The sequence below is a fragment of the Rhodococcus sp. IEGM 1306 genome, assembly GCF_036541985.1.
GTDB lineage: Bacteria > Actinomycetota > Actinomycetes > Mycobacteriales > Mycobacteriaceae > Rhodococcus_F > Rhodococcus_F qingshengii.
In genome coordinates this window covers 677,712-702,210 of the sequence record NZ_JAZHFF010000001.1, presented here as the reverse complement: position 1 = coordinate 702,210, position 24,499 = coordinate 677,712, and the positions used below count along the sequence as shown (strand labels likewise).

General features: G+C 61.8%; 17 protein-coding genes, 1 pseudogene and 1 riboswitch. Of the genes and pseudogenes, 9 read left to right on the top strand and 9 right to left on the bottom strand.

From position 1 onward, the window contains the following. Positions 1-49: 49 nt before the first annotated feature. A riboswitch (SAM riboswitch) is annotated at positions 50-143 on the top strand. Positions 144-147: 4 nt separating this feature from the next. After that, positions 148-2,040: an FAD/NAD(P)-binding protein gene (locus tag V3587_RS03495; RefSeq protein ID WP_317829730.1), complete on the top strand. Its 1,893-nt coding sequence runs from the start codon at positions 148-150 to the stop codon at positions 2,038-2,040. Positions 2,041-2,090: 50 nt separating this feature from the next. Here the strand turns inward: V3587_RS03495 and V3587_RS03490 are convergent, their stop codons facing one another. The 4 genes from V3587_RS03490 to V3587_RS03475 all read right to left on the bottom strand — a co-directional run bounded on the left by V3587_RS03490 (position 2,091) and on the right by V3587_RS03475 (position 7,255). Beyond that, the gene (locus tag V3587_RS03490) at positions 2,091-4,514 is read right to left on the bottom strand and encodes an ATP-dependent Clp protease ATP-binding subunit (RefSeq protein WP_007733608.1); all 2,424 of its coding nucleotides are present in this window, start codon (positions 4,512-4,514) and stop codon (positions 2,091-2,093) included. Positions 4,515-4,628: 114 nt separating this feature from the next. Continuing rightward, the gene (locus V3587_RS03485; RefSeq protein ID WP_019745018.1) at positions 4,629-5,144 is read right to left on the bottom strand and encodes a hypothetical protein; all 516 of its coding nucleotides are present in this window, start codon (positions 5,142-5,144) and stop codon (positions 4,629-4,631) included. Positions 5,145-5,156: 12 nt separating this feature from the next. Next, positions 5,157-6,356: an MFS transporter gene (locus V3587_RS03480; RefSeq protein WP_283376127.1), complete on the bottom strand. Its 1,200-nt coding sequence runs from the start codon at positions 6,354-6,356 to the stop codon at positions 5,157-5,159. After that, the gene (locus tag V3587_RS03475) at positions 6,353-7,255 is read right to left on the bottom strand and encodes an NAD(P)-dependent oxidoreductase (protein WP_283376126.1); all 903 of its coding nucleotides are present in this window, start codon (positions 7,253-7,255) and stop codon (positions 6,353-6,355) included. The genes V3587_RS03480 and V3587_RS03475 overlap by 4 nt, the downstream gene beginning before the upstream one ends. Before the next feature lie 102 nt (positions 7,256-7,357). On the opposite strand from V3587_RS03475, the gene V3587_RS03470 reads away from it, so the two are divergent. Further along, a complete protein-coding gene (locus tag V3587_RS03470; protein WP_283376125.1) occupies positions 7,358-7,942 on the top strand; it encodes a CGNR zinc finger domain-containing protein in 585 nt (194 codons plus the stop codon). Here the strand turns inward: V3587_RS03470 and V3587_RS03465 are convergent. After that, entirely contained in the window at positions 7,939-8,568 is a 630-nt protein-coding gene (locus V3587_RS03465) for a TMEM175 family protein (protein ID WP_003940262.1), read from the bottom strand. The two genes, V3587_RS03470 and V3587_RS03465, sit on opposite strands and share 4 nt — an antisense overlap. 216 nt (positions 8,569-8,784) lie before the next feature. Here V3587_RS03465 and V3587_RS03460 point away from each other — a divergent pair, with 216 nt between their 5' ends. The 3 genes from V3587_RS03460 to V3587_RS03450 all read left to right on the top strand — a co-directional run bounded on the left by V3587_RS03460 (position 8,785) and on the right by V3587_RS03450 (position 12,472). After that, positions 8,785-10,035: an MFS transporter gene (locus tag V3587_RS03460; protein ID WP_003940508.1), complete on the top strand. Its 1,251-nt coding sequence runs from the start codon at positions 8,785-8,787 to the stop codon at positions 10,033-10,035. 16 nt (positions 10,036-10,051) lie between these two features. Next, positions 10,052-11,719 carry an amidohydrolase gene (locus V3587_RS03455; RefSeq protein ID WP_283376124.1) on the top strand — a complete coding sequence of 556 codons (1,668 nt, stop codon included), beginning with the start codon at positions 10,052-10,054 and terminating at the stop codon, positions 11,717-11,719. A gap of 93 nt (positions 11,720-11,812) precedes the next feature. Next, on the top strand, positions 11,813-12,472 hold the full coding sequence (locus V3587_RS03450) for an LppP/LprE family lipoprotein (RefSeq protein WP_003940243.1): 660 nt from the start codon (positions 11,813-11,815) through the stop codon (positions 12,470-12,472). A 94-nt stretch (positions 12,473-12,566) separates the two neighbouring features. Here V3587_RS03450 and V3587_RS03445 read toward each other — a convergent pair whose 3' ends face one another. After that, a complete protein-coding gene (locus tag V3587_RS03445) occupies positions 12,567-16,022 on the bottom strand; it encodes an indolepyruvate ferredoxin oxidoreductase family protein (protein ID WP_042921773.1) in 3,456 nt (1,151 codons plus the stop codon). A 321-nt stretch (positions 16,023-16,343) separates the two neighbouring features. Between V3587_RS03445 and V3587_RS03440 the strand changes: the two genes are divergently transcribed. Beyond that, the gene (locus V3587_RS03440) at positions 16,344-17,099 is read left to right on the top strand and encodes a MerR family transcriptional regulator (protein ID WP_030535291.1); all 756 of its coding nucleotides are present in this window, start codon (positions 16,344-16,346) and stop codon (positions 17,097-17,099) included. A gap of 6 nt (positions 17,100-17,105) precedes the next feature. On the opposite strand, the gene V3587_RS03435 is transcribed toward V3587_RS03440, so the two are convergent. Then, a complete protein-coding gene (locus V3587_RS03435) occupies positions 17,106-19,625 on the bottom strand; it encodes a helix-turn-helix transcriptional regulator (RefSeq protein ID WP_283376123.1) in 2,520 nt (839 codons plus the stop codon). Positions 19,626-20,148: 523 nt separating this feature from the next. Here V3587_RS03435 and V3587_RS03430 point away from each other — a divergent pair. The 3 genes and pseudogenes from V3587_RS03430 to V3587_RS03420 all read left to right on the top strand — a co-directional run. Next, positions 20,149-20,352 (top strand): annotated as a pseudogene (locus V3587_RS03430) (helix-turn-helix domain-containing protein); the annotation flags it as partial. Between the two features lie 125 nt (positions 20,353-20,477). After that, positions 20,478-20,990: a helix-turn-helix transcriptional regulator gene (locus V3587_RS03425; RefSeq protein ID WP_283376122.1), complete on the top strand. Its 513-nt coding sequence runs from the start codon at positions 20,478-20,480 to the stop codon at positions 20,988-20,990. A gap of 50 nt (positions 20,991-21,040) precedes the next feature. Continuing rightward, complete coding sequence (locus V3587_RS03420; RefSeq protein ID WP_054827151.1) at positions 21,041-21,298, top strand: hypothetical protein; 258 nt, start codon at positions 21,041-21,043, stop codon at positions 21,296-21,298. A 325-nt stretch (positions 21,299-21,623) separates the two neighbouring features. On the opposite strand, the gene V3587_RS03415 is transcribed toward V3587_RS03420, so the two are convergent. Both V3587_RS03415 and sthA read right to left on the bottom strand, forming a co-directional pair. Then, entirely contained in the window at positions 21,624-22,526 is a 903-nt protein-coding gene (locus tag V3587_RS03415; RefSeq protein ID WP_003940348.1) for a hypothetical protein, read from the bottom strand. A gap of 151 nt (positions 22,527-22,677) precedes the next feature. Further along, the gene (sthA, locus tag V3587_RS03410; protein WP_050654762.1) at positions 22,678-24,090 is read right to left on the bottom strand and encodes a Si-specific NAD(P)(+) transhydrogenase; all 1,413 of its coding nucleotides are present in this window, start codon (positions 24,088-24,090) and stop codon (positions 22,678-22,680) included. Positions 24,091-24,499: the final 409 nt, after the last annotated feature.

The following is a 24,499-nucleotide window of genomic DNA, read 5'->3' as shown; positions in this document are numbered from 1 at the left end:
CTGATGTCCGGAATTCCTTGCCTCACGATTCTCCGAAGATAAGCTGGACTAACCATCCAGAGCGATCGAGAGTCCTGGCTCCGTGACGTCGCAGCAACCCCCTCTGCTGAGGTGCGGGTGCTTTCTGCCAGGTCCGATGGAGGACTCGTGCCAGGCGATCGACCCCGTACCTCAGTGGGGACAGCAGCTGTCATCGTGATCGTGGGCGGTGGACCCCGCGGGACCGGCGTACTCGAGCGGATCCTCGCTCACGAATCGGTGAACGCCGATCCCACACCGATCGACATTCACGTTGTCGACCCGTATCCGGCAGGCGCCGGCCGTATTTGGCGAGGCAGCCAGGCGCCGCTTCTGTGGATGAATTCGACAACCGCGGACGTCACGATGTTCACCGACGAGACCACCGCCGTGACCGGCCCGGTGCTGCCGGGTCCGACCCTCGCGGAATGGGTCGCCGAGCGCTCGGCTGAGCTTGCCGAATTCCCAGAAATCGCAGCAGAAGTTCCGACGATCACCCCGTCGTCGTTTGCATCGAGGTCACTGCAGAGCCGATACCTGAACTGGGTGTTCGAGACTGCAGTCGACTCCGCGCCAGCGCACGTCGACGTTCGAGTTCATCGACGATCCGTGGTCGACATCGTGAACGTCAGCGAGACACAGACGGTTCATCTGGACGACGGAGCTGTCATCGACGCGACGACCGTCCTTCTCGCACAAGGGCACCCCGATGCGTTGCCTGCCCCACGTGAAACCGCGCTGACCAGCTTCGCGTCCGATCACGGGTTGACGTATGTGGGTCCGGGCTACACTGCCGATCTCGACGCCGATGTCATTCCCGAAGGCGAACCGGTTCTGATCGCCGGACTCGGGCTGGCTTTCATCGACTGGATGGTTCTCCTCGCCGAGAGCCGTGGCGGCATCTTCGAACGCGGTGAAGACGGCGTCCTCACTTACGCTCCCTCGGGTCGGGAACCCCTGTTGTATGCCGGATCTCGTCGCGGAGTGCCGTATCATTCCAAGATTTCGTACTCGATCGCTGACGCGCGGCCACCGCTACCGCGGTTCTTCACCGCTGATCTCGTTCCCGGCGACGGACCGTTGGATTTCCGAAACGACATCTGGCCCTTGGCGTCGAAAGAACTGGCAGGCGCCCACTATCACGAGCTGTTTGCATCTCACCCGGATCGGACAGTGGGCACCTGGGAGGAGTTCGACGCCGAATTCGCCTCGCTGGCTTGGGGATCGCCTCGATTGCAGGAACTGGTCGAGAACGCAGTCCCGAAGCCGGAAGACCGTATCGATCTCGAGCGGCTGAACCGCCCACTCGGCGGTGAGCGCTACGACGGGCTTGCCGAGGTCCAGTCCCGGATCACCGAATACATCTCGGCGGATGTCGCGCGGAGGTCGGACCCGTATTTCAGCGCCGACGCGGCTGTCTTCTCAGCGCTGCTGTCGACGTACATGACCGTCGGAGAATTGTTGCGGCGCGGCAGAATCCCGGCCGAATCCGTCGCCAAGGACGTCGAGGGTTGGCTTCATTCGTTCTTCAGCTTCATCGCCAGTGGTCCGCCGCCCGAGCGACTGGAACAGTTGATCGCCCTCAACGAGGCGGGCATCGTCCAGTTCCTCGGGCCGGATTCAGCGTTCTCCACCGAGATCGACCCGGCAACGGGGGCTGGGATCTTTGTCGCTCGCAGTGCGTCGCACACCGACATCGTGGCCGCGAACACCCTCGTCGAAGCACGCTTGCCGGTTGCGTCCATCAGCGCGAGCGGTGACTTGCTCCTGCGGACGCTTCACCGTCGGGGCGAGGCAGTCGAACTACGTGCCACCGCCGACAGTTCGGCGAAGCTCGCCGTCGACGGCACGTCACGAATTCTTCTTCAGGACAACAGTGCTCATCCCCGCCCCTTCGCCGCAGGGCCGTGGGTTGCAGGCCACAACTGGTCGGCGGCTTTCCCTCGTCCCCGTACCAATGCAGGGTTCTTCCGGCACAACGATGCCCTGGCGGTGGAGATTTTGGGCGCTACGCGCCTGTGAGCGGTTAGGGAGTCCTGGGACTCCCTAACCGCTCACAGGGGGCTGTGCCCCTAGCTGAACACCAACTCACCCTCGTCAACCGCGACGGTGATACTGCCGCCCTCTTCGAGGAGATCGTCGAGCAGCATGTCGGCGATCTTGTCGTCGACCACACGCTGAATCGAACGACGCAACGGGCGAGCCCCGAACTCGGGTTGATGCCCGTGCTCGGCGATCCAGTCCACCGCGTCGGCAGTGAACTCGATCTCGATGCCCTTGGACTGCAGCCGCTTCCGGCTGTCGTCGAGCAGCAGATCAGTAATCCGGTGCAGTTGCTCGGTGTCGAGCTTGCGGAAGATCACGATCTCGTCGATACGGTTGAGGAACTCCGGCCGCATCGATTCGCGCAACCTGGCCATCACGCGGTCGCGCAGTGGCTTCTCCGCCGACTCTGCGTCACCCGTGGTGAAGCCGAGTCCACCGGACTTGCTCGAGATGATGTCCGAGCCGAGGTTGCTGGTCATGATCACGACGGTGTTCTTGAAGTCCACCGTCCGACCCTGACCGTCGGTCAGACGGCCGTCGTCGAGCACCTGGAGCAAGGTGTTGAACACGTCCGGGTGTGCCTTCTCGATCTCGTCGAGCAGGATCACCGAGTACGGGTTACGACGCACCTGTTCCGTGAGCTGTCCGGCCTCGCCGTAGCCGACGTATCCGGGAGGAGCACCGACCAATCGGCTGACCGTGTGCCTCTCACCGAACTCACTCATGTCGAAGCGCAGCATCTTGTTCTCGTCTCCGAAGAGTGTGGCAGCCAGAGCTTTTGCGAGCTCCGTCTTGCCGACGCCAGTGGGTCCGAGGAACAGGAAGCTACCGACGGGACGATCCGGATCGCTCATACCGGTCCGGCTACGACGCACGGCACGCGCGATGGCGCGAACGGCGTCATCTTGCCCGATGACACGACCGTGCAGTTCCTCTTCCAGACGGCGCAGGCGATCTTTCTCTGCCTGAGTCATCTGGCTTGCCGGAATACCCGTTGCGCGAGCGACAACTTCGGCGATTTGTTCAGCGGTCACGTCCGGCGTTTCCTCGGAAGGAACCGAGGATCCTGCCTTCTCGAGACGCTTTGCGACGCCGTTGATCTCGTCACGCAGGGTCGACGCCTTCTCGTACAACTCGTCGGCGACGGCTTTTTCCTTGTCGCTCTCGAGCTGCTCGAGACGCTGCTGCAGCGCGGCGGTGTCTACCGTGGCCGTCTTCAAGCGAAGCCTGGCGCCGGCCTGGTCGATCAGGTCGATTGCCTTGTCCGGCAAGAACCTGTCGCCGATGTAACGTGCCGACAGCTCCACCGCAGCGGTGATCGCCTCGTCGGTGTAGTGCACCTTGTGGTGATCCTCGTACCGACTGCGCAGTCCGCTCAAGATCGCGATTGCGTCCTCGATCGACGGCTCTCCGACCTGTACGGGCTGGAAGCGCCGCTCGAGCGCGGGATCCTTCTCGATGTTCTTGCGGTATTCGTCGAGCGTGGTGGCGCCGACGATGTGCAGTTCACCGCGAGCGAGCTTGGGCTTGAGGATGTTTCCGGCATCCATCGCACCGTCTGCGCCGCCTCCGGCACCGGCGATGGTGTGCATCTCGTCGATGAAGACGATCAGCTCGTCCTTGTGTGCGGTGATCTCGTCGATCACCTTGGTCAGCCGTTCCTCGAAGTCTCCGCGGTAACGGGTACCCGAGACCATGCTCGAGAGTTCGAGCTGGACGATCTTCTTGCCCACCAACGATTCCGGGACATCCCCGTCGACGATGCGCTGGGCGAGACCTTCGACGATGGCAGTCTTGCCGACGCCGGCCTCACCCACCAGGACCGGGTTGTTCTTGGTGCGGCGGGAGAGGATCTCGATGGTCTGTTCGATCTCGTCGGCGCGGCCGATCACCGGATCGACGCCGCCGTTGCGGGCGCGATCGGTGAGATCGATGCCGTACTTGTCGAGCGTCGGTGTGGTGGACTCGTCTTCGACTGGACCGGCTGCGGGATTCTGAACCGCTGCCTGCAGCTTCTCCGGCGTGATGCCGGCCGAAGCGAGCAGACGACCCGGAACATGATCGGGGTCACCGGCCAGGGCGATGAAGAGATGTTCGGGGTCGATGTACGTCGATCCCAGGGCTCGGGCTAGTTGATGAGCCTCGAGTAGAGCGGTTTTCACGGCACTGCTGAGCGCAGGAGCAGAGTAGGCCCCCTGCTCACGGCCTTGTGGCAGCCGCAGGTCGACGGCGTCGACCACGGATTTCGGGTCGGCTCCGGCGCGCTGCATGAGCGTGCGGACCGGATCCTGCTCCGCCATGACGCGGAGAACGTGCAGTGCATCGAGATCCGAATCACCGCGAGCAGCCGCTACACGTGCAGCGTCAGCCATGAGTTGCTGGGTGGCCCTGCTCATGAGCCGGGAAATATCGATGCGACCGGGACCCTCGGGCCCGAAGAATGCTGGCATTCCGAAGCCTCCTTGCAGAAAGTTGAGCGTTACTGACTCAATTAACGTGCATGGGGCTCGATCAATTCCCGCGGCCTCAGATTTGTTTCAACACCTTCGGGCCACAGATCGTTCTCAACTACCGAAGGATCCGGTAGATCGACCGACCGGGTACGCCTCGACGTGCATGATCACCGATCCCTCGCAGGGACCACTCGCGATGTCGGTACGCCACGAACCTTTCAGACTGCCATCGGGCTGAGGTGTGTAATACGCCTCGGAGTGCGCCGGTGCCCACACCTTGGGCACGCCTTCCCCCTGGTAGCAATCCCACTCCCAGTCATAGGGGTGCACCCAACTGGTTCCGTCCCAGGTGTATCGCGCAGGCTGCGGCAACGTCGGATTGGCGGGAGCCGGACCGCCGACCACTGTGGCGATACAGACTCCGCTCGAGCAATCCGTCTCGAACGTGTATGTATCGGAGAAATCCGGCTCCCACTGGCTGGCGGCCAGACTTGTGCCCGTCTTGGTCGCGGCAAAACGCTTGAGCGAGTAATCACCGGACCAATTCGCATCCGCAGCCCCCGCGGGCATCGCTCCGGCGACAAACCACGTAGCAACGAGAGCAACCACCAACAATGACTTCCGCATGCGTGAAGTGAATCACAAGCTATGTCCGAATTGTCGGATACTGACCACAAGAACACCGACGACGATCAGCACCAGCGAAACCAACGGCAACGCTCCCGCACCCCTGTCCGCCAAGATCAGCCCGCCTACGACGCCGCCCGCTGCGATCGCCGAATTGAAGATCGTCACGAAAACCGATTGCGCAGTGTCCACAGCGTCGCCCGTCGTATCCGCGAGCGCCGTCTGAAGGAGAGTGGGAGCGCCCCCGAATGCCACACCCCACGCCACAACGCTGAGTGCAATCACAGCGAAGCTGTCACCGCCGACGCCCAACGCCGTCAAAGCTGCGGCAAAGACCACCAAGCTCAGCACGGTGAGACTTCGAAGGGCCCGATCGACGAACACCCCGACCACACCGATGCCCACGAAGGCGAAAAGTCCGAACACGAACAAGACGATTCCCAACCGATCGCCGAAACCGATGCGATCCAGAAACGCCGCCAGATACGTGTACACGATGTTGTGCGCGAGGATCCACAAGAACGCGACAAACAGAATCGGTCGTACGCCAGGCAGGACCAGGACTTTCCGCACCGGCAGCTGCCGATCCGCTTGTTGCCCGGGAAAGTCCGGCATCACCGTGAGTATCCACGCGACCAGAAGTAGCGCAACAACCGACATCACGGCGAAGACGACGCGCCAATCGGCCAGGGTCCCGAGCCACGCCCCCATCGGAACGCCGATTGCCAACGCGATCGGCTGTCCGACGGAGGCAACCGCAACGGCCCGCCCCTGCAGGTGAGGGGGCGACATCCTGCGTGCGTACCCGGCAAGCAACCCCCACACCACACCTGCCGCCATACCGGCCAGAAACCGAACACCCAAGGTGAGAACAAGATTCGACGAAAGCGCTGTCACCAGATTGAAGACACCGAACCCCAGAATCGCCGACACCAGGACAGCACGCCGTCGCAATCCTCGGGTCAATGCGATCAGTGGTACCGCCCCGACGACGGAACCCAATGCGTATGCGGTGACCAATTGCCCTGCGCCGGAGACTGATACGGACAACCCTGACCCGATCTGCACCAGTAGTCCGGCCGGCATGGTTTCGGTTGTGATCGCTATGAAGCCTGCCATTGCGAGTGCCGACAACCCGGCCAGCGGTAGTGTCCGGACGGAATCGGTCTCCGCCAGTGCCGAAGTCGCCGTCCCGTCCGAGTTCGAGCTCACCTTGTCGGTGTTTCGGGACTGCCTTCACCCGACTGGCCGGAACGGACCAGTTCTGCAATAGACGCCCAGTCCATCTCGCCCTGACCGTTCGCCAGAGCCTGAGCGAGCACGCCTCGAAGTACGCCACCGAACGGCAAATCCAGATCGACGCTGCCGGCGGCGTCGAGCGCAAGCCTCAAATCCTTGAGGCCCAGAGCTGTGGTGAATCCTGCAGGCTCGTACTGACGCGTCGCGACGAGGTTTCCGTAGCTGGAGTAGACCGGCCCCGGGAAGATCGTCGAGGTCAGCAGTTCTACGAGTTGGCTTCCGTCCACACCGGACCTCTCCCCCAATGTGATTGCCTCGCCCAAGGATTGAATCGCGGCGAGGATGAGGTAATTGCCGATGATCTTGACGATGTTGGCCTGCTCCGGACGCTCACCTTGTGGCCACGTGCGAGCACCGATGACGTCGAGAAAGGGCTGCACTCGCTCGAGGAGGGAACTGTCGCCGGCGGCGATGATGTTCAACTGACCAGCCTGAGCAACAGAAACGCGTCCGAACACCGGCGCCGCGATGTACCCGATACCGTACTCGGCGTGCAGTGCGGCGGCGCGCTTGGCAAGGTCGACGCTGACGGTGGCCATGTTGACGTGCACGGTTCCACTCGGAACGGATGCGAGGACGGCGGGATCCAGAATGGCCGAAGACACGGCCGAATCATCTGCCAACATCGACAGCACAACACCGGACTGGAATGCCTCGGCAACGGTTTTCGCGCCGATCGCCCCTTCCTCGACCAGTTCGGCTACCGCTTCAGGGCTGCGATTCCACACCGTCACGTCGAAGCCTGCGCCCAGTAGATTTCGAGCGATGGGACGACCCATCGCGCCCAAGCCGACCACGGAAACAGAAGTCATGGATTTCCCTCTCGAAAGTGCTGAACCATCTAAGACGGTTCAAGACTCTCACACGGGTACAGTTGCTGTCGAACCGGTTGAGATGGTTCGCCACGAAGGAGGATGAAAGTGAACGAAGCAGGAGCTGATCAATCCGCTCGGGACGTGTTTCGACTCGACAACGACACGCTCGCCTTCCGCTTCACCGCCACCCTCACCAATCGGAACGGCTCGAGGTTCGAACGACTCACGAGCCCGCAGCGACTCGAATTATGGTTACGCGCCAACGATCTGATGGACGCCCCCGCAACCGCGACAGAAGACGACCTCCTCGGCGCGCAGAATTTACGTGAGGCCATTCATCGCATCGGAACCGCCGTATGCGAGGACCGCCGCGTCTCACGCGCCGATGTCGGGATCGTCAACACCGCATCCGAACTCGGTGATGCCCACCTCGTCCTCGAGAGTGGCCGGGCCCTCTGGAAATCAGCCGGAGACAATCCGATCCGCGACGCTTTGTCGATAGTGGCTGCCGACGCGATCGCGGTGCTCGGTGGACCCGACCACGACCGCGTCAAAGCCTGCCAGGGCGACGGGTGCACCGGCCTCTACGTCGACACCAGTCGCGGCAACAACCGACGCTGGTGCTCGATGAACATCTGCGGAAACAAAGCCAAGAAATCCGCGATGACCGCTCGCGCCGACTAGCTCATCTCACCTTCACCACGACTCCATTTCGCCGCCACTCGGTTCCACAGCTTCTCGATCGGCGTCGACAGCAGGAGAAGAAACAGCGGGAAGTACGACGTCACCGGAACGAGCACACTGACGAGCAGCGCCACCACCATGATCAGGAAAGTGACGATTTCAGCGGTGAAATGCGGCTTCGCATTCTCTTCGCTCAACGAAGGGTTGCGAACCAGACCCCACGCGACCACCGCCAGGCACGCAGCACTGGCTGCCATTGTCCCGATGTAGAGAGCCCTGGTTCCGAGATCCTGCGACGGCGCTGCAACGAGCGCAGTCGGGAAGGGCAGGAACACGATGGTCATCACCCACAACCCCAGCCCGCGAACGACCACCTTGTCTCCGTCGACCACAAAACGAAGCAGCCGATGCTGCGACCACCAGAGACGGAAGATCACCAGAAAGCTCAGGGCGAACGAATAGAACTGCGCAGCGTGATCGCGCAGGAGTTCCGACGTGGTGCCGTGGTGGTCACTGGTGAGTTCGACCAGCGGCAGGACGAGCAGCGTGATCGCAATGGCGACAATCGCGTCGATGAAAGTGACGTAGCGCTCGAAGTAGCGGGTGCGTTCCGCAATCTCAGCCATTGCGGAAGCATAAGCCTCACAACAGGAAACAGACCGGCGACGCCACTTTCCGGAAGCAGGTATCCGGAAACATACAATTAACGAATCAAATTCGTTAGATCTCTTGACCGTGGCGGAGCTCATCCCCATACTTAACGAATCACATTCATTAAGTGACTCACATCACGACACCAGGGGTCGGTTCAGCCACCCCCTTCAGGACATGGGGTTGCCCTAGTGCCGATCAACGCTTCGACGAATACGCAGTCCGACCGGGTTCCACTCACCGCCAACCGCGGTATTGCCGTCTTCAGTATCGGCGTCATGGGGTTCATTACCGCGAACCTCATCCCCCTGATGATCGTGGCAATGGTCGAGGACCTCGGTGTCACCGAATCCGCTGCCGGTGCCGTTCTGACCGCATCGCTGCTGGTCTGCGCCGTCACCTGCCTCGCCACCACCCGAATCGCCTCGGGCCGGCATCGCCATCTCCTCGGCCGCGTCAGCCTGATCGCGATGGCAGCCGCATTCGGCGTTGCGGCCATCGCACCGTCCACGACGATCGCATGCGCCGCGATCATCGTCGGCGGTATCGGCGCTGGTGGATCCGCATCCGTTGGTGGAGCGGCACTGGCCGCGCTCACGAACCCGGACCGGGCGTCAAGCATCAGCGGCCTCGTGAACCGTGTCGTCGTCACAGCCGTCCTCGCTCTCATACCCATCCTCGGCACACACATGACCAACGCATTCGGCATCGTCGCAGTCCTGGCACTGGCTACCGCAGCAACGGTCACCTGGTTGCCGTCGTCCCCGGTGAAAGAGTCGCCGGAGACGGCGAAGTCCGCCAATACGACCACAGCTCTCCCCGCCGGAGTAAGCGCGAAACGACTCACTTTTGCCGGAACCGCATTTCTCGCGATGCTTGCAGTCTGGGCGATCAGCGAGGACTCGTTGTGGGCAGTACTCGGCATCATGGGTTCCGAGCACGCCGGGCTCTCGGATCAACAAATGAGTCTCGCACTGAGCGCATCAACGGCGGGTGGTGTGCTCGCGGCTGTTACCTTGACCGCGTTGGGTTCTCGGGTCAGTCGGACAGTATCGATCTCCGTGCTACTGATACTCGGGGCAATTCTGAAGCTGTCTGCCGGCCTCACCACCGATCCCACGATCTACCTGGTGCTGGTCATCGCTTGGAACACGGTCTACGCGGCCACGTTCATCGTCCTGGTTGCCATCTCGGCCGCGCTCGACGCGGCCGGCCGATGGTCGGCGCCACTACTGGGCACCTACCTCATCGGCTCCGCGTTCGCGCCGCTGTTCGGAACTTCGGTGACGGCCGGCCTCGGGTATCCGACCTTCGGAGTCATCATCTCGGGGATCAGCTTCGTTCTACTGGTCCCGTTCGCCTTGGTTTCCCGACTCTCCGCACGTACCGAAGGTGCGTATCGTCACCACAGCGCCGCCATCACTACTACCGTCATCGCGTAAGGATCACGTAGAAGTCATGAATGACAGCATCACTCACTACCGCAACGGAAAGATCTTCACGGCTGCCGACGACGGATGGGCCGAGTCGATAGTCGTCGAGGACCACAAGCTCAGATTCGTGGGCGAAACCGTCTATGCCGATATCCTGGCTCCAGACGCCGAGGTGATCGACCTCGAAGGTGCCGTCGTGCTACCCGGTTTCGTCGACGCCCATACACATTTGGTGATGATGGGATTCGCGCTGCAGAAGTTGGATCTGCGTGATGCCACCGATCTCGCCGACATTCAGTCCAGCATCAAGCAATTCGCGGAATCGAACCCGGACGCACCACGACTGCTGGGTCGCAGTTGGTTGTTCTCCGCGCTGGATGGAGGGCACCCGACGCGAGAGATGATCGACGCCGTCGTACCCGATCGCCCGGTGTACCTCGACGCCAACGACGTACATTCGGTCTGGGTGAACACTGCAGCACTGCGAGAACTCGGCATCGACGCGGACACTCCCGATCCGATCGGCGGTCGTATCGGCCGGGATCCGGACACCGGAGAAGCCACCGGAATGCTGTACGAGACCGCCATGATGCTCTACGTCTGGCCGAAACTGGCGGAGCTCGCATCCGACGAAGACCGGGACGCCGCCCTCGCTCTCGCCTTCCGCCACTATCTCGAGGACGGCGTGACCGGTGCGGTCGACATGGCACTCGGCGCGGACGAATTAGCCTCGCTGGAAAGAGCATTGGACGCAGGAGACGGAACACTGCCGCTGCGTGTCGCGGCTCACTGGCTGATGACCCGCGAGGACAACGAGGCCGACAACGTCGGACAAGTTCACGACGTGATCGAACTCCACGAGCGCGTCCAAGGTCCGTGGCTCCGTATCGCCGGAATCAAGATCATCATCGACGGTGTGATCGACAGCTGCACTGCCGCAATGAAAGAGCCGTACTCGGACGGCACCAACGCCGAGCCCATCTGGGATCTCGAGTCCTTGATCCCCGTCGTGACAGCCGCCGACGCCGCAGGCCTGCAGATCGCGATGCACGCGATCGGCGACGAGGCGTCGGAGATCGGATTGACGGCACTCGAGTACGCGATCGCCGCCAACGGAGACATTCCCCGCAGGCACCGAATGGAACACTTGGAGTCCATCACCCGGGACAACGTCGAAAGGCTTGCCCGCCTGGGAATCATCGCCTCGATGCAACCGGTTCACGCTGACCCTGCAATCCAGGAGAACTGGCAGGCGATGCTCGGCGACTACCGGGTCAATCGCGCGTACCCCTGGCCCGAATTCACCGAGGCCGGAGCGGTTCTGGCGTTGGGTTCGGACGCTCCGACCGCTCGCCACCCGCCGCTGCCGAACATGTTCATCGCCACCACCCGTCGATCCGCAATCGATCCGTCACTGGCACCCAACCTGCCGAAGTACGCACTCCCCCTCGCGGACGCGCTGGCTCACGCAACTCGCGACGCTGCCTACTCGTGCCGGTGGGAAGATGTGACCGGCCAGCTGGTTCGGGGTAAAGCAGCCGATTTCGTCGTACTGAAACAAGATCCGTTCACCGAAGGGGTCGATTCTCTCCTGACCACAGAGATTGCGATGACCGTCGTTGCTGGATCCGTGCGATACGACGCGGCCGGGGCCAAGAGCACCGAAGCACGGAACACCGAGTCCGATAGCTGATCGTTACCGGTTGTTCGATAACGCACGCATGCGGCCCGGCGACAGAACGAAGGAGGGACTTGAACACGTGAACCCATACACTCTGGAGGACGCATGCGCAGGAAAGCTCCGATTTCGGCCGCCGTCGCAGCCGCTGCACTGGTGACGGCCACTGCCCTGACGGTCGCCGGTTGTGGGTCGACCGAAGGAACACCTGAAGCGGCGGCGAGTTCCACGGCAGCCAGTTCAACGGCGTCGGCGACATCGACGGCAAACGAAACCGAGACGACGGTAGCGAGCTCTCCCCCGCCACAATCGAACACCCGCACAAATGCATCCACGACGGCGACTACGACAGCAATCCCCGCTTCGGGTCCCTGTCTCGACGTCGGCTCCTCGCTCGTCACCGACGCCATCGGCACGCTGGGCACCGACATCAACGGGGGCAATTGGATACCGAGATCCGCGAGCGAAGAACAGATCGGGAATTGTCCTGACCTGCTCTGGGTTTCGGTGGACGGCGACGGCGTCGGCGATGCGACTTACCAGTCACACGTCCTGTTCTTCCACGACGGAACATACCTGGGCACGGCTACCAGTGAGCCGTACTCGTACACACACGTCATCGACAGCAACAAGGATTCGGTATCCGTCCAATACCGTTGGCTGCTGGACGACGATGCATTCTGCTGTCCCCAAGGCGGACCGAACATAGTGAACTTCACGTGGAACGGCAGCGCCGTGGTTGCCGACGGCCAGTTCCCGCCCTCCTGAACCTGCCTGGGTCCGAGAAGGCCCTGAATGCAACTGTGCCCCAGCGACGACGGTCACTGGGGCACAGTCTTGTTCGATCTACTCGCCGGCGCTCCTACTCACCGACACCGAGTTCGCGCAGGCGAGTCTTGTACAGCTCGATGTTGCCGAGCTTGATGTCTTCGTAACCGCGAACCACGTCCGGCAGTGCCGCGATCTCGACGGCGCGATCGTATCCGTCGGTTGCGAGCGTACGAGAGAGGTCAGCGATCATGGCCTCGTACTCGGCGAGCAGTTCACGCTCGACCTTGCGGACGTGCATGTAGCCGAAGGGGTCGAGCTTGGTACCGCGAAGCTTCTTACCCTTGGCCAGAACCTTCAGTGCAACATGCGACTTAGGTCCGAGACCGATCTTCTTCTTGCGGCCCATCACTCGAAGGATCGGCGGGTGGAGCTTGTAGGTCAGGTTCTCCCCGGCCGGCACCTGAGACTTGACGTCCTCGATGAATGCGGGGTCGACCAGCATACGAGCAACTTCGTACTCGTCCTTGTACGCGGTGAACTTGAAGAGGCCGCGGGCAACAGCCTCGCTGAAATCGGTCCGCTCGGTTGCGGCACGTTCAGCGGTCCAGACTGCCTGAACCTGATCGATGTAGCGCTGGGCGATCTTGACGGACTGGAACTCGATGAGCTGCGCCGCACGCAGTTCCACCAGTCGCAGGGTTTCACCGGTGAAGGTGGTTCCGGCGAACATGTGAGCCGGTGCGACAACGGGTTCGCGGACGGACTTGGCCGGCGTGGTGACGGCCGAGAACGCTGCGGTGTCGGCAATTGCTGCACGACCCCAACGGAATGCCGCGATGTTCGCGTCCACGGCAACGCCGTTGATGCCGATCGCTTCTTCGATGGCCTCTGCCGGCAGACGAAGTCCGCCGCTCTGGTAGGCCGCACCGATCAGCAGGAAGTTGGCTGCTGCGGTGTTACCGAACAACTCCTGCGCCGCGGCGAGTGCGTCGAACGAACGCAGGGTGCGCGACACCTTGTCGAGACGGGCGAGGAGTGACGTCTCCTCGGGGTAGCGAACAGCCTTGTCGTAGACCATGTCTCCGGTCGGCGTCTGCGACGTCGAGGCGATGGAGACCGTCTTCTCGGCGTTGCCGTAGTCGAGGTTCTTGTTGTCCGTCGCGGTCAGCAGGTCGAAGGCGACGATGCAATCCGCGCTGCCCGGAGTGAGGCGGTTGGACGGCTCGAGCGCGCTGGAGCTGAAACGCAGGTGCGAGACAACCGGTCCGGCCTTCTGGCTCAGTCCGATCTGGTCAAGGCTCTCCACCTCGAGGCCGGCGCGCAGTGCAGCCGTTGCGAGCACCTGGTTGACGGTCACGATGCCGGTGCCGCCGATGCCCGCGAGGAAAACGTTCTGCGTGCTGGTGAGCGGTCCGAAATCGGGGTCTGCGACGACGGGCGGGACGGGACGTGCGGCCTTGGGAGCCTTCTTGCCCGGTACCAATTCGACGGTCACGAACGACGGGCAATCGCCGTCCATGCAGGTGTAATCGGTGTTGCAGGACGTCTGGTCGATCTTCGTCTTGCGGCCGTACTCGGTGTCCACGGGCTGGACCGAGAGGCAGTTCGACTTCACACCGCAGTCACCGCAGCCTTCGCACACTGCCTCGTTGATGACGACGCGAGTGTTGCGAGTGGGCAGCGTGCCACGCTTGCGCTGGCGACGAGCGTCGGCCGCACAGTGCTGGTCGTAGATCAACACTGTGACGCCCTTGATCTCGCGAAGCTCCTTCTGGGCCTCGTCGAGGCGATCGCGGTGCCAGAGCTTGGTGCCCTTGGCCAGAGCGCGCTTGTTGTGACGCGAAGGCTCGTCGGCGCAGATGATGATCTGCTTGACGCCCTCGGTGGTCAGCTTGTGGCTGAGCTGAGCAACGGAGAGGGCACCTTCCGCGTCCTGTGCACCGGTCATCGCTACTACTTCGTTGTAGAGCAACTTGTAGGTGATGTTCACGCCTGCGGCGATGCATGCCTGGACAGCCAACTGACCGGAGTGGAAGAAGGTGCCGTCGCCGATGTTCTGGAACAGGTGAGGCACGTCGGTGAACGGTGCCTGCCCGATCCACTGGCTGCCCTCGCCGCCCATCTGCGTCAGGCCGGTGACAGCGCTGTCCTCACGGCCGGACATGGTGACGAGTGTGTGGCAACCGATTCCGCCGCCGCCGATGGAACCCTCGGGGATAGCGGTGGAACGGTTGTGGGGGCACCCGCTGCAGAAGTACGCGGTTCGCTTGGCGGAGAGCACGTTCAGCGACAGCGGGGCCGGGAGGGTGCGCTTGAGTTCGACGTGCGGCTTCAGTACGCGGCGCAACGGGGCGAGCAGCCGGCCTGCGGTCAGTTCACCACTGGCAGGCATGAGCAGACGGCCCTGGCCGTCACGCTTGCCGATGATGCGAGGGGCATCGTCGGTGCCGTACAGGACTTCCCGGATCTGAGCTTCGATGAACGCGGTCTTGTCCTCGACCACGACGATCTGCTCGAGACCTTCGGCGAACTCCTTGATCTTCTCGCCCACGACGGGGTAGCACATTCCGATGCGAAGGAGACGGATCCCGGCGCGGTGCAGCGCGGCATCATCGACGCCGAGGTCTGCCAGAGCTTGTCGGACGGAGTCGAAAGTTGTACCGGTGGCGGCGATACCGATCTTCGCACCGGAGGGGTTGACCTCGATCACATCGAGGTTGTTGGCAGTTCCGTACGCGTGCACAAGATCCCATCGCGGGCCGTACAGATCGGCCTCGGCGATGACACTGTCCGGCGGCGCGGCCATCTGACGCTGCTTGTAGACGAAGGGCTTGCCCTCGAACTGCACTTCCGGAACCACGATGTCGAAGTCCGCGATGCTGCCGTCGATCGTCCAGGCACCGTCTGCGACGTCGGCGACGATCTTCAGCGCTACGACGCAACCGGAGACACGCGAGAGAGCAACGGCGTGCATACCCATCGTGATGATCTCTTCGGCATTGCGTGGGAAGAGAACCGGCACGCCCATCGCGGCAAGCGAGCGCTCGCTGACGGCCGGAACCGTGGAGGACTTCGACGCGGGGTCGTCGCCCACCAGGAGGACGACGCCGCCCTTGGGGTTCACGCCGTACATGTTGGCGTGGCGAATGGTGTCGGTAGCGCGGTCGACGCCGGGGCCCTTGCCGTACCAGACGCCGGTCACGCCGTCGTGGGTCGCGGTTCCGGCAGGGAGATCCGTCTGGCTTCCCCATACCGCCGTGGCGGCGAGCTCCTCGTTGAAGCCAGGGATGAAGGTGATGTCGTGCTCGGCGAGAACCTTGGGCATGCCGTGAAGCATCTTGTCGACGCCACCGAGGGGGCTGCCCTGGTAACCGGAGACGAAGGTGGCAATACGCTTACCTGCCCGAATGTCGCGAACGTGCTGCTCGACGAAGCCGCGTGCAATTGCCTGAACACCGGTCAGCAACACCGGTCCCGATCCCGACCGGTACCGATCATCGAGGTCATAGGGCTTGGCCTGGGCTACGCCCGACACCAGTTCAGTCATCGTGGACCACCGTTCCGTCTGCAGTGCATTTCAACTACCGTGCATTTTCAACAACCGCGTAACTCGATCTGTTCAGATGATCGTGGTCGAGGTACGTGAAAGCGTCAACAGAGGCTTGTTCAACTATTCAAATTGACAATTTGTGAGCCAAATCACGTGACCTAGGTCATCGAATCAATCAGTTGGAGACCCGTTCGTGGCGATACGGCGAAACGGACATAAAACGTTCCCGACAATGCACACCGAGAACTTTCTTGACATTGACGCAACGTCAACTTGCATGCTGAATGAGCACAACCGATCCGAGAGTAGGAACTCCACGTGAGCGAATGGTCCATCCAAGAACTCGCCAAATCCGCAGGTACCACCAGCAGAACGCTGCGTCACTACGGCGATTTGGGACTCCTGGAACCGAGTCGCATCGGCGCCAACGGCTACCGCTTCTACGACGAAGACGCCCTGGTGCGACTGCAACGCATCCTTCTACTTCGGGAACTCGGACTCGGATTGCCGGCCATCGCCGAAGTCCTCACCGGCGAACGCGATACGGCCGCCGCACTGCGTACGCACCTCGAACTCCTCGAGCAAGAGCGCACGCGGATCTCGAGACAGATCGAATCGGTCAACAGGACCTTGAACAAGACGAAGAATGGTGAATCACTCATGCCGGAAGATGTTTTCGACGGGTTCGACCACACCCGATACAAGGACGAGGTCATCGAGCGTTGGGGCAAGGACGCCTACACCAGCGGCGACAACTGGTGGCGGTCGATGTCGGAGCAGGACCGTAAAGCTCATCTGCAAGCTCAAGCCGACATCGCAGCGGCATTCGGAAAAGCACTGACAGCGGGGCTGTCCGCGGAAAGCGACGACGTCCAGACGATTACCCGAAGACAGTTCGAGTGGATAAAGATCGGTTGGCAGGGAAGGACTCCCAGCGCCGACGCCTTCACCGGACTCGGCCAGATGTACGTCGACGATCCCCGCTTCACTGCAAACTACGACAAGTACGGAGAAGGCACCGCTTCACTGGTCCGTGACGCGATGAAGGTCTACGCCGAGCGCAATCTGCACTGACGCCGATCAGTCCTGCCCACTGCCGAGGAGGTTGTGTCGGTGCGCTGCCGCGACAGCCTCTTCCCGGGAATGCGCACCGAGTTTGCGATACAAGGCTCGGAGGTGACTCTTCAGCGTGTTGTTGGATACGAACAACCGCCGCGCGATCTCACCGATCGGAATGCCGAGACCCAGTTCCACGAGAACGTCCATCTCCCGTTTCGTCAATTGGACCCGAACGATGGCCGCCGGATATATCTGCGCCGCTTCGGATTCGAGAAAGGTCGCGACGGCACTGCTCGAGCCCTCGGCCCCATCTTCGAGTTGCCTGATCAGATCACGCGGTATCGTCGCCAGGGCCGACAGGACACCGGAGGTTTCGAGCAGTCCGCGAGCTTCCTCCCATGTACTCGCGGCAGCGGGGATCCTGCCCAGTTCACACAGAGCAGCGCATTCGATCAGCAGGGATTCGAGCCGAAACCTCGTGAGATACTGCCCGCTCCAATCGATTTCGCGGCACAATTCCAATGCCTGGGACGGCGACCCGGTCAGGAGATGCGTCCGCGCCACGGAGACCGTGACAACTGCAAACGTATGTGGCGCAGCGACTGATTCTTCCAGCGCCTTGGTACCCTCCCCGGACGCCAACAGAAGATCGATACGTGCCGCGGTGAGAAGCGCGTCACCGAGCGATCGTTCACACGGATTCACGTGCCCGTGCGTTGCCACTGCGCGCTGGAGGGAAATCAGCCCCGAGAACGGGTCCGATTGCAGCAGTCCAAATCTGGTGTAAGTGTAGGCCGCGAACGCCCACAGGTCGCCCGGCGGTGTGACCTCGGCGAGTGCGTCCATCGCGGCAGCGCCGGCGTGCAGGTCCACGCTGTCGCACGCCACCAGTGCCCGCGCGATCGCTCCCCCCATGTGCGAGGGCGGTCCCAACCATCCCGAAACGTCCGGGTGTGTGCATTCCAGGTGCAGCCAGTCCGTCGCGTGCGCGACGTCCCCGATCAGCGCGGAGTTGAGCGCGGCATTGCCTGCGGCGTGACGCAGGACGAACTCCGGACCATGTTGCACCGCACCTTGATAGGCGAGTCGCAATTCCACCGCGGCATCACCGAGGTCACCGGTCAATTGATGCGAGACCCCCCAGATCAACCGCAGGGCGGGCAGTTGAGACCCCAACGCACCCAACGACTCGTCGCCGAGTCCGTATACGACGTGCGCCAATTTGCGCGTGATCTCGGTAGAGCGTTGGTACTTACCGGACGTTCTCAGCACCACCGATTGGACAGTTCCGACGTTCAACAAGCTGTGCGCATGCGGACTACCACCTATCGCACGCAATTCCGCCGGTTCCGTCGGTAATGAATCGCCGTTGATCAACTGCGGCCGCAGACGTGATTCGAGCAGGTCACGACCCACCAGAATCGAAGGGTTCGAACTGAGTACGTCACCGGGTATGGATTGCAACGCAGTCCGGACCAATCCGGTGTGATCGACCAGAAGATCAGCCCAGTGGCGCTCGAGTATGTCGAGCACCCTGGTCCACTTGCGTCCGTCCAAGGCGTAGTGAACGGCACCGGCTATATCCGAAGTCCCGAGAGCGTGATCGACGAGTACCTGGAAGGGATCTTCGAATCCATCCCCTTGTTCGGCCCGTATCTGTATGAATGCCAGCCGAACTGACGGCGCGAAGTACCAGGACGGTTCTCCCTCGAAACCATTCCGGAAGATCAGACCGAAAGACTCGAGCAAGTCCAGTTTGCCCTCCACGTCAAGATCGTCGGACAAGACACGAGCGATCTCTGGTGTCACCGTGCGGGCAGCGGCGATCGTAGTCGCGAAGTCGAACAACTCGAGCGACTTGCCCGACCGAGGAGCGGTCCGACTGACGTACGCGTGGATCGCCTGGTCCACTCGCTGCTGAACGCGTTCGCGTCCACGGCTCGGTTCACTCAGCCCCGCAACCGCACTCAGAGCAACCTTCATCAGCACGGGAACGCCGGCGACGCGTTCACAGATCGAATGGACGATGCCCGAGGGAAGGTGAATCCCTGCCTCCGCGAACAGAACGGTGGACTCGTCGGGCGTGTATCTGAGGTCGTTCGCGCACAGGTACTCGTCCACGCGGACGTCTTCGAGCAAGTCCGTCGCAGACCGATCCTGCAGCGTGACGATTACTTTCAATCCGGGAAGCCGCACGATCAGATCCACGATTCGGCGTCCCACCTCGTCACCCTCAACCAGGTCGATGCGGTTGAACACCAACACGAATGGTGCGGGCGACGAGTCAAGGAGTGATTCGATCGCGCCCACTGGATCCTCGCGCATTCGTGGCGGGGCCTCGAGTGATTCCAGGGAATCCTGAATTACTGCGAGCGCGGTGTTCCAGTACTCGAGGGGGGTCATCCGATGCGATGGCGCCGGCACCCAGACTACCGGTCTGCTCGGCACCTGCCCGAGAGTCGTGAGCCACAACGCGGCGAGTTCCGTCTTGCCGAACCCAAGCGGCGAATCGATGACAGTCAATCCCGCCGAGCGTTCCATCAATCCGAGGAGGCGGGGACGAATCGCCGTGGCTCCACGCCCGGCAAGCCGCCTTTGCAGCGTGCCCCTTCCTCGAGGATTTCGCTTTGCTCGAGATAGCTGCGATCGATTCGAAGTGGACGTCATGATGGCCGACAAACGAGCAGTCGATCCCCGCCGAACTCGAGATTTCGTTCGAGCATCGAACTCCCAACCTGTCCACCCATAACGAACAACATAGACAGCTTCGCCGCGACACGCGAGCACTGGCCGTCTCACAAATACGCCCGATTTGTCTCATTATGTGGGCTCGGTCACTATTGACGTCTATTTGCGGGAGAGTGACTGCGACCTGCGGGATCTGACATATCATGCCCGCGTGTCGATGAATTCCGCCCGCATCCGCGTGTCGACCCGATCGGTCGATCCTGCGGACGCCGACGACTTCTGGCGCAGTGCCACACGTCCGTTCTTCGTCACCGACCGAATTGACCCTGACACATCTCTCGAAGGCTCGATCACAGCGCTTTCCATCGGAACCTCGTTGATCGGTCAAACTACCTTCAACACACAGAAGTACACCCGAAACAATCGGCTGATCGCCGAGAGCGGACTCGACGATGAATACATGGTCCAGGTCGTCCTCGACGGGCAGTTGAGCGGCAACGCCGACGGAGTCGATTTCGTCGCACGTCCAGGCGATGTCACATTCTTCGACCTCGGGCGTACCTGGACCGCCGACGCGGAGGCGGAATCGACAGGGCGCACCATCACGCTCCTCGCACCGCGTTCCCTCGTCGAGGCCGAGTCGAAGGGTCGTTCTCTACACGGACGGTACTGCGCGGAGTTCCTGCCGTCGTGCTCGCTCAGTGCATGCAATCGGTCGTACTCGCGCTACCGCATCTCGATCCCGATGCTGCGGCCGGCTACGAGGACGTCGTCGCTTCCCTCCTTCGTGTCAGTTTGGGTATCGCCGAACCTGATCTGTCGCCGCGGCCCGATCACTCTCTCCGCGATCGTGCGTACGCCTACATCGCCGAGCATCTCTCGGAGACCTGGCTCGGCCCGACGAGCATGTGCGCAGCATTGTCCGTCTCCCGGGCACAGCTCTATCGCGCATTCGCATCCGACGGCGGAATAGCTCTTGTCATTCGGCGGAAGCGTCTCGAACTCGTCTACCGCGAATTGACCAGAACCGAGATGCCGAACGAAACGATCGAAGCGTTGGCCCTGCGATGCGGCTTCACCTCGAAATCCCAGTTGGCGCGAGCGTTCAAGGACTTCTACGGGATGACCCCGAGCCAAGCCCGAACCGACGGCAGACGCACGATCGGGGACCCGTCGATCGCACGCCTGCACCGCCGACTCGAGTTCTTCAGCCCCTGAATCCGAGATACTCCACAGCCTCGCGAGCGTGCCTGTGTTCTAGTTGATCCATGAGCTGGGTCGACAAGGAACTGAGTCTGGCTGCGCTCACAGGTGCGGTCACAGGTGTCGCCGTGATGATCCCGATAGTCGGCGATGGAGCCTGGTCCTGGGTAGGACTGTTCATGGCGGCTGTCGTCGCTACTGGTGACCCGGTGCGAGATGCCGGAGGATTCCCGACCTCCTTGATCGTACTGGCGGTCATCGCCGCAGTTACGTACGTGTTCTCCTACCTGCTCGCCCCCGCCCAGGCCTCCGAAACCCCGTAAGAACCTCTGCTTCATCACGATTCGTCCTCCGAACCGCGGTGGAGATCAATAATTCCATGACAGGCAGCGAGCTCAGATCACTTCAGCTGGAAATGAACCGGAGAACAAACTGCTCGATGCCTTCCGATATGACCTTGGTCAGCGCGGTGAAGTCGTTCGACCAGCGTTGAATATCCAAGCTGCTCATCACTTTCCTCCGTTCTTCGTCCCGCTGCCCGTGACCGCACAACGTATGCGGGACGTTGGGGCGCGCTGGAACTATCTGCGAGAACGCGGTTTCCGTTACCAATTGACCGATCGAACAGCACAGCTTTTCGCTACCGCATCAGACGGTCACTTCTTCGACCGGTTTCTCCTCGTGGCTCGCCGCGCCGAAGACGGCCACGGCGACGGCGCCCGCGATTGCCCCGACGAAGCCGACCACGGCAAGCCATTCCAGGCCCGGTCTCGACGCGTCGCCGAGCACCACGACGCCAACGATTCCCGGAACCACCGTCTCGCCGACAACCAGAGCCGCTGTCGCTCCGTTGACGGATCCCAGTTGCAGCGCCACCGTGTGCAGATAGAAACCGCCCAGGCCCGAAACGAGGATCGCCCAGCCGGCCGGATCGCGGAGCATCGTACCGATTTCGAACGGATCGATTCCGTAGACCACGCGTACGGCAATGGCCAGACAGCCGAACAGCACACCCGAGATCAACCCGGCGACAACTGCTGCGCGTGAGCCCAACCATCGGATCAAACCGATGCCGATCAGCAAGATCAACGCCGAGCCCACGAGGACACCCCAATGGACGACGTCGTTGGAACTCCCACCGCCCGCGTGACCTGACGACAATCCGAGCAGCAGGAGCGATCCGATCACCGCAGCGATCGCGAACCAGTCGCGACGATGCAACTGGATGCCGAGGACCACGGTCCCCAGCACTGCCGTGATGACGAGATTGGCACTGACCACTGTCTGCGACAAGAACAGTGGAATGAGCCGCGCGGAGATGGCACTTCCGGCGAATCCGACCGCATCGAGCACGGTGCCCAGGATGAACGACGCCGTCAGCGCGGCCGCGAACGTCGAACGCAAGGTCGGGCCACCCGACGCCGTCACGTGTCCGGCCTCGCCACGCTGCTCGGCGGCAGCTGCCGACTTGCGCGCGCCGTAGGCTTGCAGCACGGATGCAACGCCGTACCCGACGCAAGCCACGATCGCGGCAATCAGTCCGATCAGCATCGAAATTCCACACGAAGTTCCTGGGCAATGGTCATGGAGATAGACCCTGCCCTATTTCCCCAGGCCTGACATCACCCTCAGGTATTCGAACAAGTGCTACCCGAGAAGTACACCGACCGCCCCTGACCGGTACCTGGGGACACCCCGACCCCTAGTGGAATTGCTTGAGAGCCCTGATCTTGTTCATGACGTCGAGCGCCGCCACCTTGTACGCCTCGGACAGTGTCGGATAGTTGAAGACGGCGTCGACAAGGTATTCGACGGTCCCGCCGCACCCCATCACCGCTTGGCCGATATGCACGAGATCCGTTGCACCCGAGCCGAAGATATGAACACCGAGCAGTTTCAGGTCATCCGTCGACACCAAGATCTTGAGCATCCCGTAGGTGTCGCCTGCGATCTGCCCGCGTGCGAGTTCGCGGTATCGGGAAACGCCAACCTCGTACGGCACCGATTCCTTGGTCAAATCGACCTCGGTGGCGCCCACGTACGACACCTCGGGAATCGAGTAGATGCCGATCGGCTGCAGATCCATCAGCTTCGCGCCTGGTTCGTCGAAGGCATGATAGGCCGCGAGTCGACCTTGATCCATCGACGTCGCCGCCAACGCCGGGAATCCGATGACGTCACCGACGGCGTAGATGTGTTCGACCTTGGTGCGGAAATTGTCGTCGACGTAGATACGGCCACGTTCGTCGGCTTCGAGCCCGGCGTTCTCCAGCGCGAGTGGCGCCGTGAGGCCTTGCCGTCCAGCCGAGTACATCACGGTCTCGGCTGGAATCTGCTTGCCGCTGCGCAGCGTCGTGAGCGTTCCGTTCGCTCCGACGTCGACGGCCGTCACTTCTTCACCGAATCGGAAAGTGACCGCCAGATCGCGTAGATGGAATCGAAGCGATTCGATGACCTCGGGGTCGCAGAAGTCCAGCATCGACGTCCTCTTCTCGACGACGGTGACCTTGGTGCCGAGTGCCGCGAACATCGATGCGTACTCGATACCGATCACTCCCGCGCCCACGACGACCATGGTGGTCGGGATGGAGGTCAGATCGAGGATCCCGTCGGAGTCGAGCACCCGGTGACTGTCGAAGGACACCCCCGCCGGGCGAGCAGGCAACGTTCCGGTCGCGATCACGACGAACTTCGCCGTGATCGTCATCTTGTCTCCGCGCGAGGCGTCCTCGACGAGGATGGTGTGCTCGTCGACGAACGAGCCGACCCCTATCAACAATTCGACGCGGTTGCGCAGGAGCTGAGATCGAACGACTTCGATTTCTTTGGTGATGACATGCTGGGTTCGCGCCAGCAGGTCGGCCGGAGTGATGTTCTCCTTGACGCGGTAACTCGCGCCGTACAGTTCGCGTTGGTTCATCCCGGTGAGGTAGAGAACCGCCTCACGCAACGTCTTCGACGGAATGGTGCCGGTGTTGACGCACACTCCCCCGAGCATGTTGCCTTTCTCGACCATCGCTACCCGTTTACCCAGCTTGGCCGCCGCGATGGCAGCCTTCTGCCCACCCGGGCCGGAGCCGATCACAACCAGGTCGTATTCCATCGGATCAGTCATCGCTTAGAAATACCGTCTGCATACGACCGGCAGATGCCGAGCATGTCAATACTCGGTGAACAATCCGCGCGCCGAAACGACACGACGGCAGTACACGAACCCTGTTGCAATTAAAAGAGATACAGCCGAATCCATACGAAACTTGCTACACATAAACATATTCCGACGTTCGCATGCGCACATGCTTCGTCGCCGACGGAATTCACAACGGTCTGTTGAAATTTGTTTCACCACAGAGTGATTGATCGATCAACTGACAGGTGACCAGGGCCGTAAACCGGATGTCCAGTATTCGAATTGTCCGAAATAACGAGCGGAATGTTCCTCGTCACATCCCGCACCGAAGCAGTTGCGCGGAGCCTCGGGCCGCGTTCTACTTGCCTTGACTAATCATCTGTCACTCTCGGTT

Coding starts and splice junctions, on each gene's coding strand:
- V3587_RS03490 (WP_007733608.1), bottom strand. CDS start 4,514: ATGCCAGCATTCTTCGGGCCCGAGGGTCCCGGTCGCATCGATATTTCC.
- V3587_RS03485 (WP_019745018.1), bottom strand. CDS start 5,144: ATGCGGAAGTCATTGTTGGTGGTTGCTCTCGTTGCTACGTGGTTTGTC.
- V3587_RS03475 (WP_283376126.1), bottom strand. CDS start 7,255: ATGACTTCTGTTTCCGTGGTCGGCTTGGGCGCGATGGGTCGTCCCATC.
- V3587_RS03470 (WP_283376125.1), top strand. CDS start 7,358: ATGAAAGTGAACGAAGCAGGAGCTGATCAATCCGCTCGGGACGTGTTT.
- V3587_RS03465 (WP_003940262.1), bottom strand. CDS start 8,568: ATGGCTGAGATTGCGGAACGCACCCGCTACTTCGAGCGCTACGTCACT.
- V3587_RS03455 (WP_283376124.1), top strand. CDS start 10,052: ATGAATGACAGCATCACTCACTACCGCAACGGAAAGATCTTCACGGCT.
- V3587_RS03450 (WP_003940243.1), top strand. CDS start 11,813: ATGCGCAGGAAAGCTCCGATTTCGGCCGCCGTCGCAGCCGCTGCACTG.
- V3587_RS03445 (WP_042921773.1), bottom strand. CDS start 16,022: ATGACTGAACTGGTGTCGGGCGTAGCCCAGGCCAAGCCCTATGACCTC.
- V3587_RS03435 (WP_283376123.1), bottom strand. CDS start 19,625: ATGGAACGCTCGGCGGGATTGACTGTCATCGATTCGCCGCTTGGGTTC.
- V3587_RS03425 (WP_283376122.1), top strand. CDS start 20,478: ATGCAATCGGTCGTACTCGCGCTACCGCATCTCGATCCCGATGCTGCG.
- V3587_RS03420 (WP_054827151.1), top strand. CDS start 21,041: ATGAGCTGGGTCGACAAGGAACTGAGTCTGGCTGCGCTCACAGGTGCG.
- V3587_RS03415 (WP_003940348.1), bottom strand. CDS start 22,526: ATGCTGATCGGACTGATTGCCGCGATCGTGGCTTGCGTCGGGTACGGC.
- sthA (WP_050654762.1), bottom strand. CDS start 24,090: ATGACTGATCCGATGGAATACGACCTGGTTGTGATCGGCTCCGGCCCG.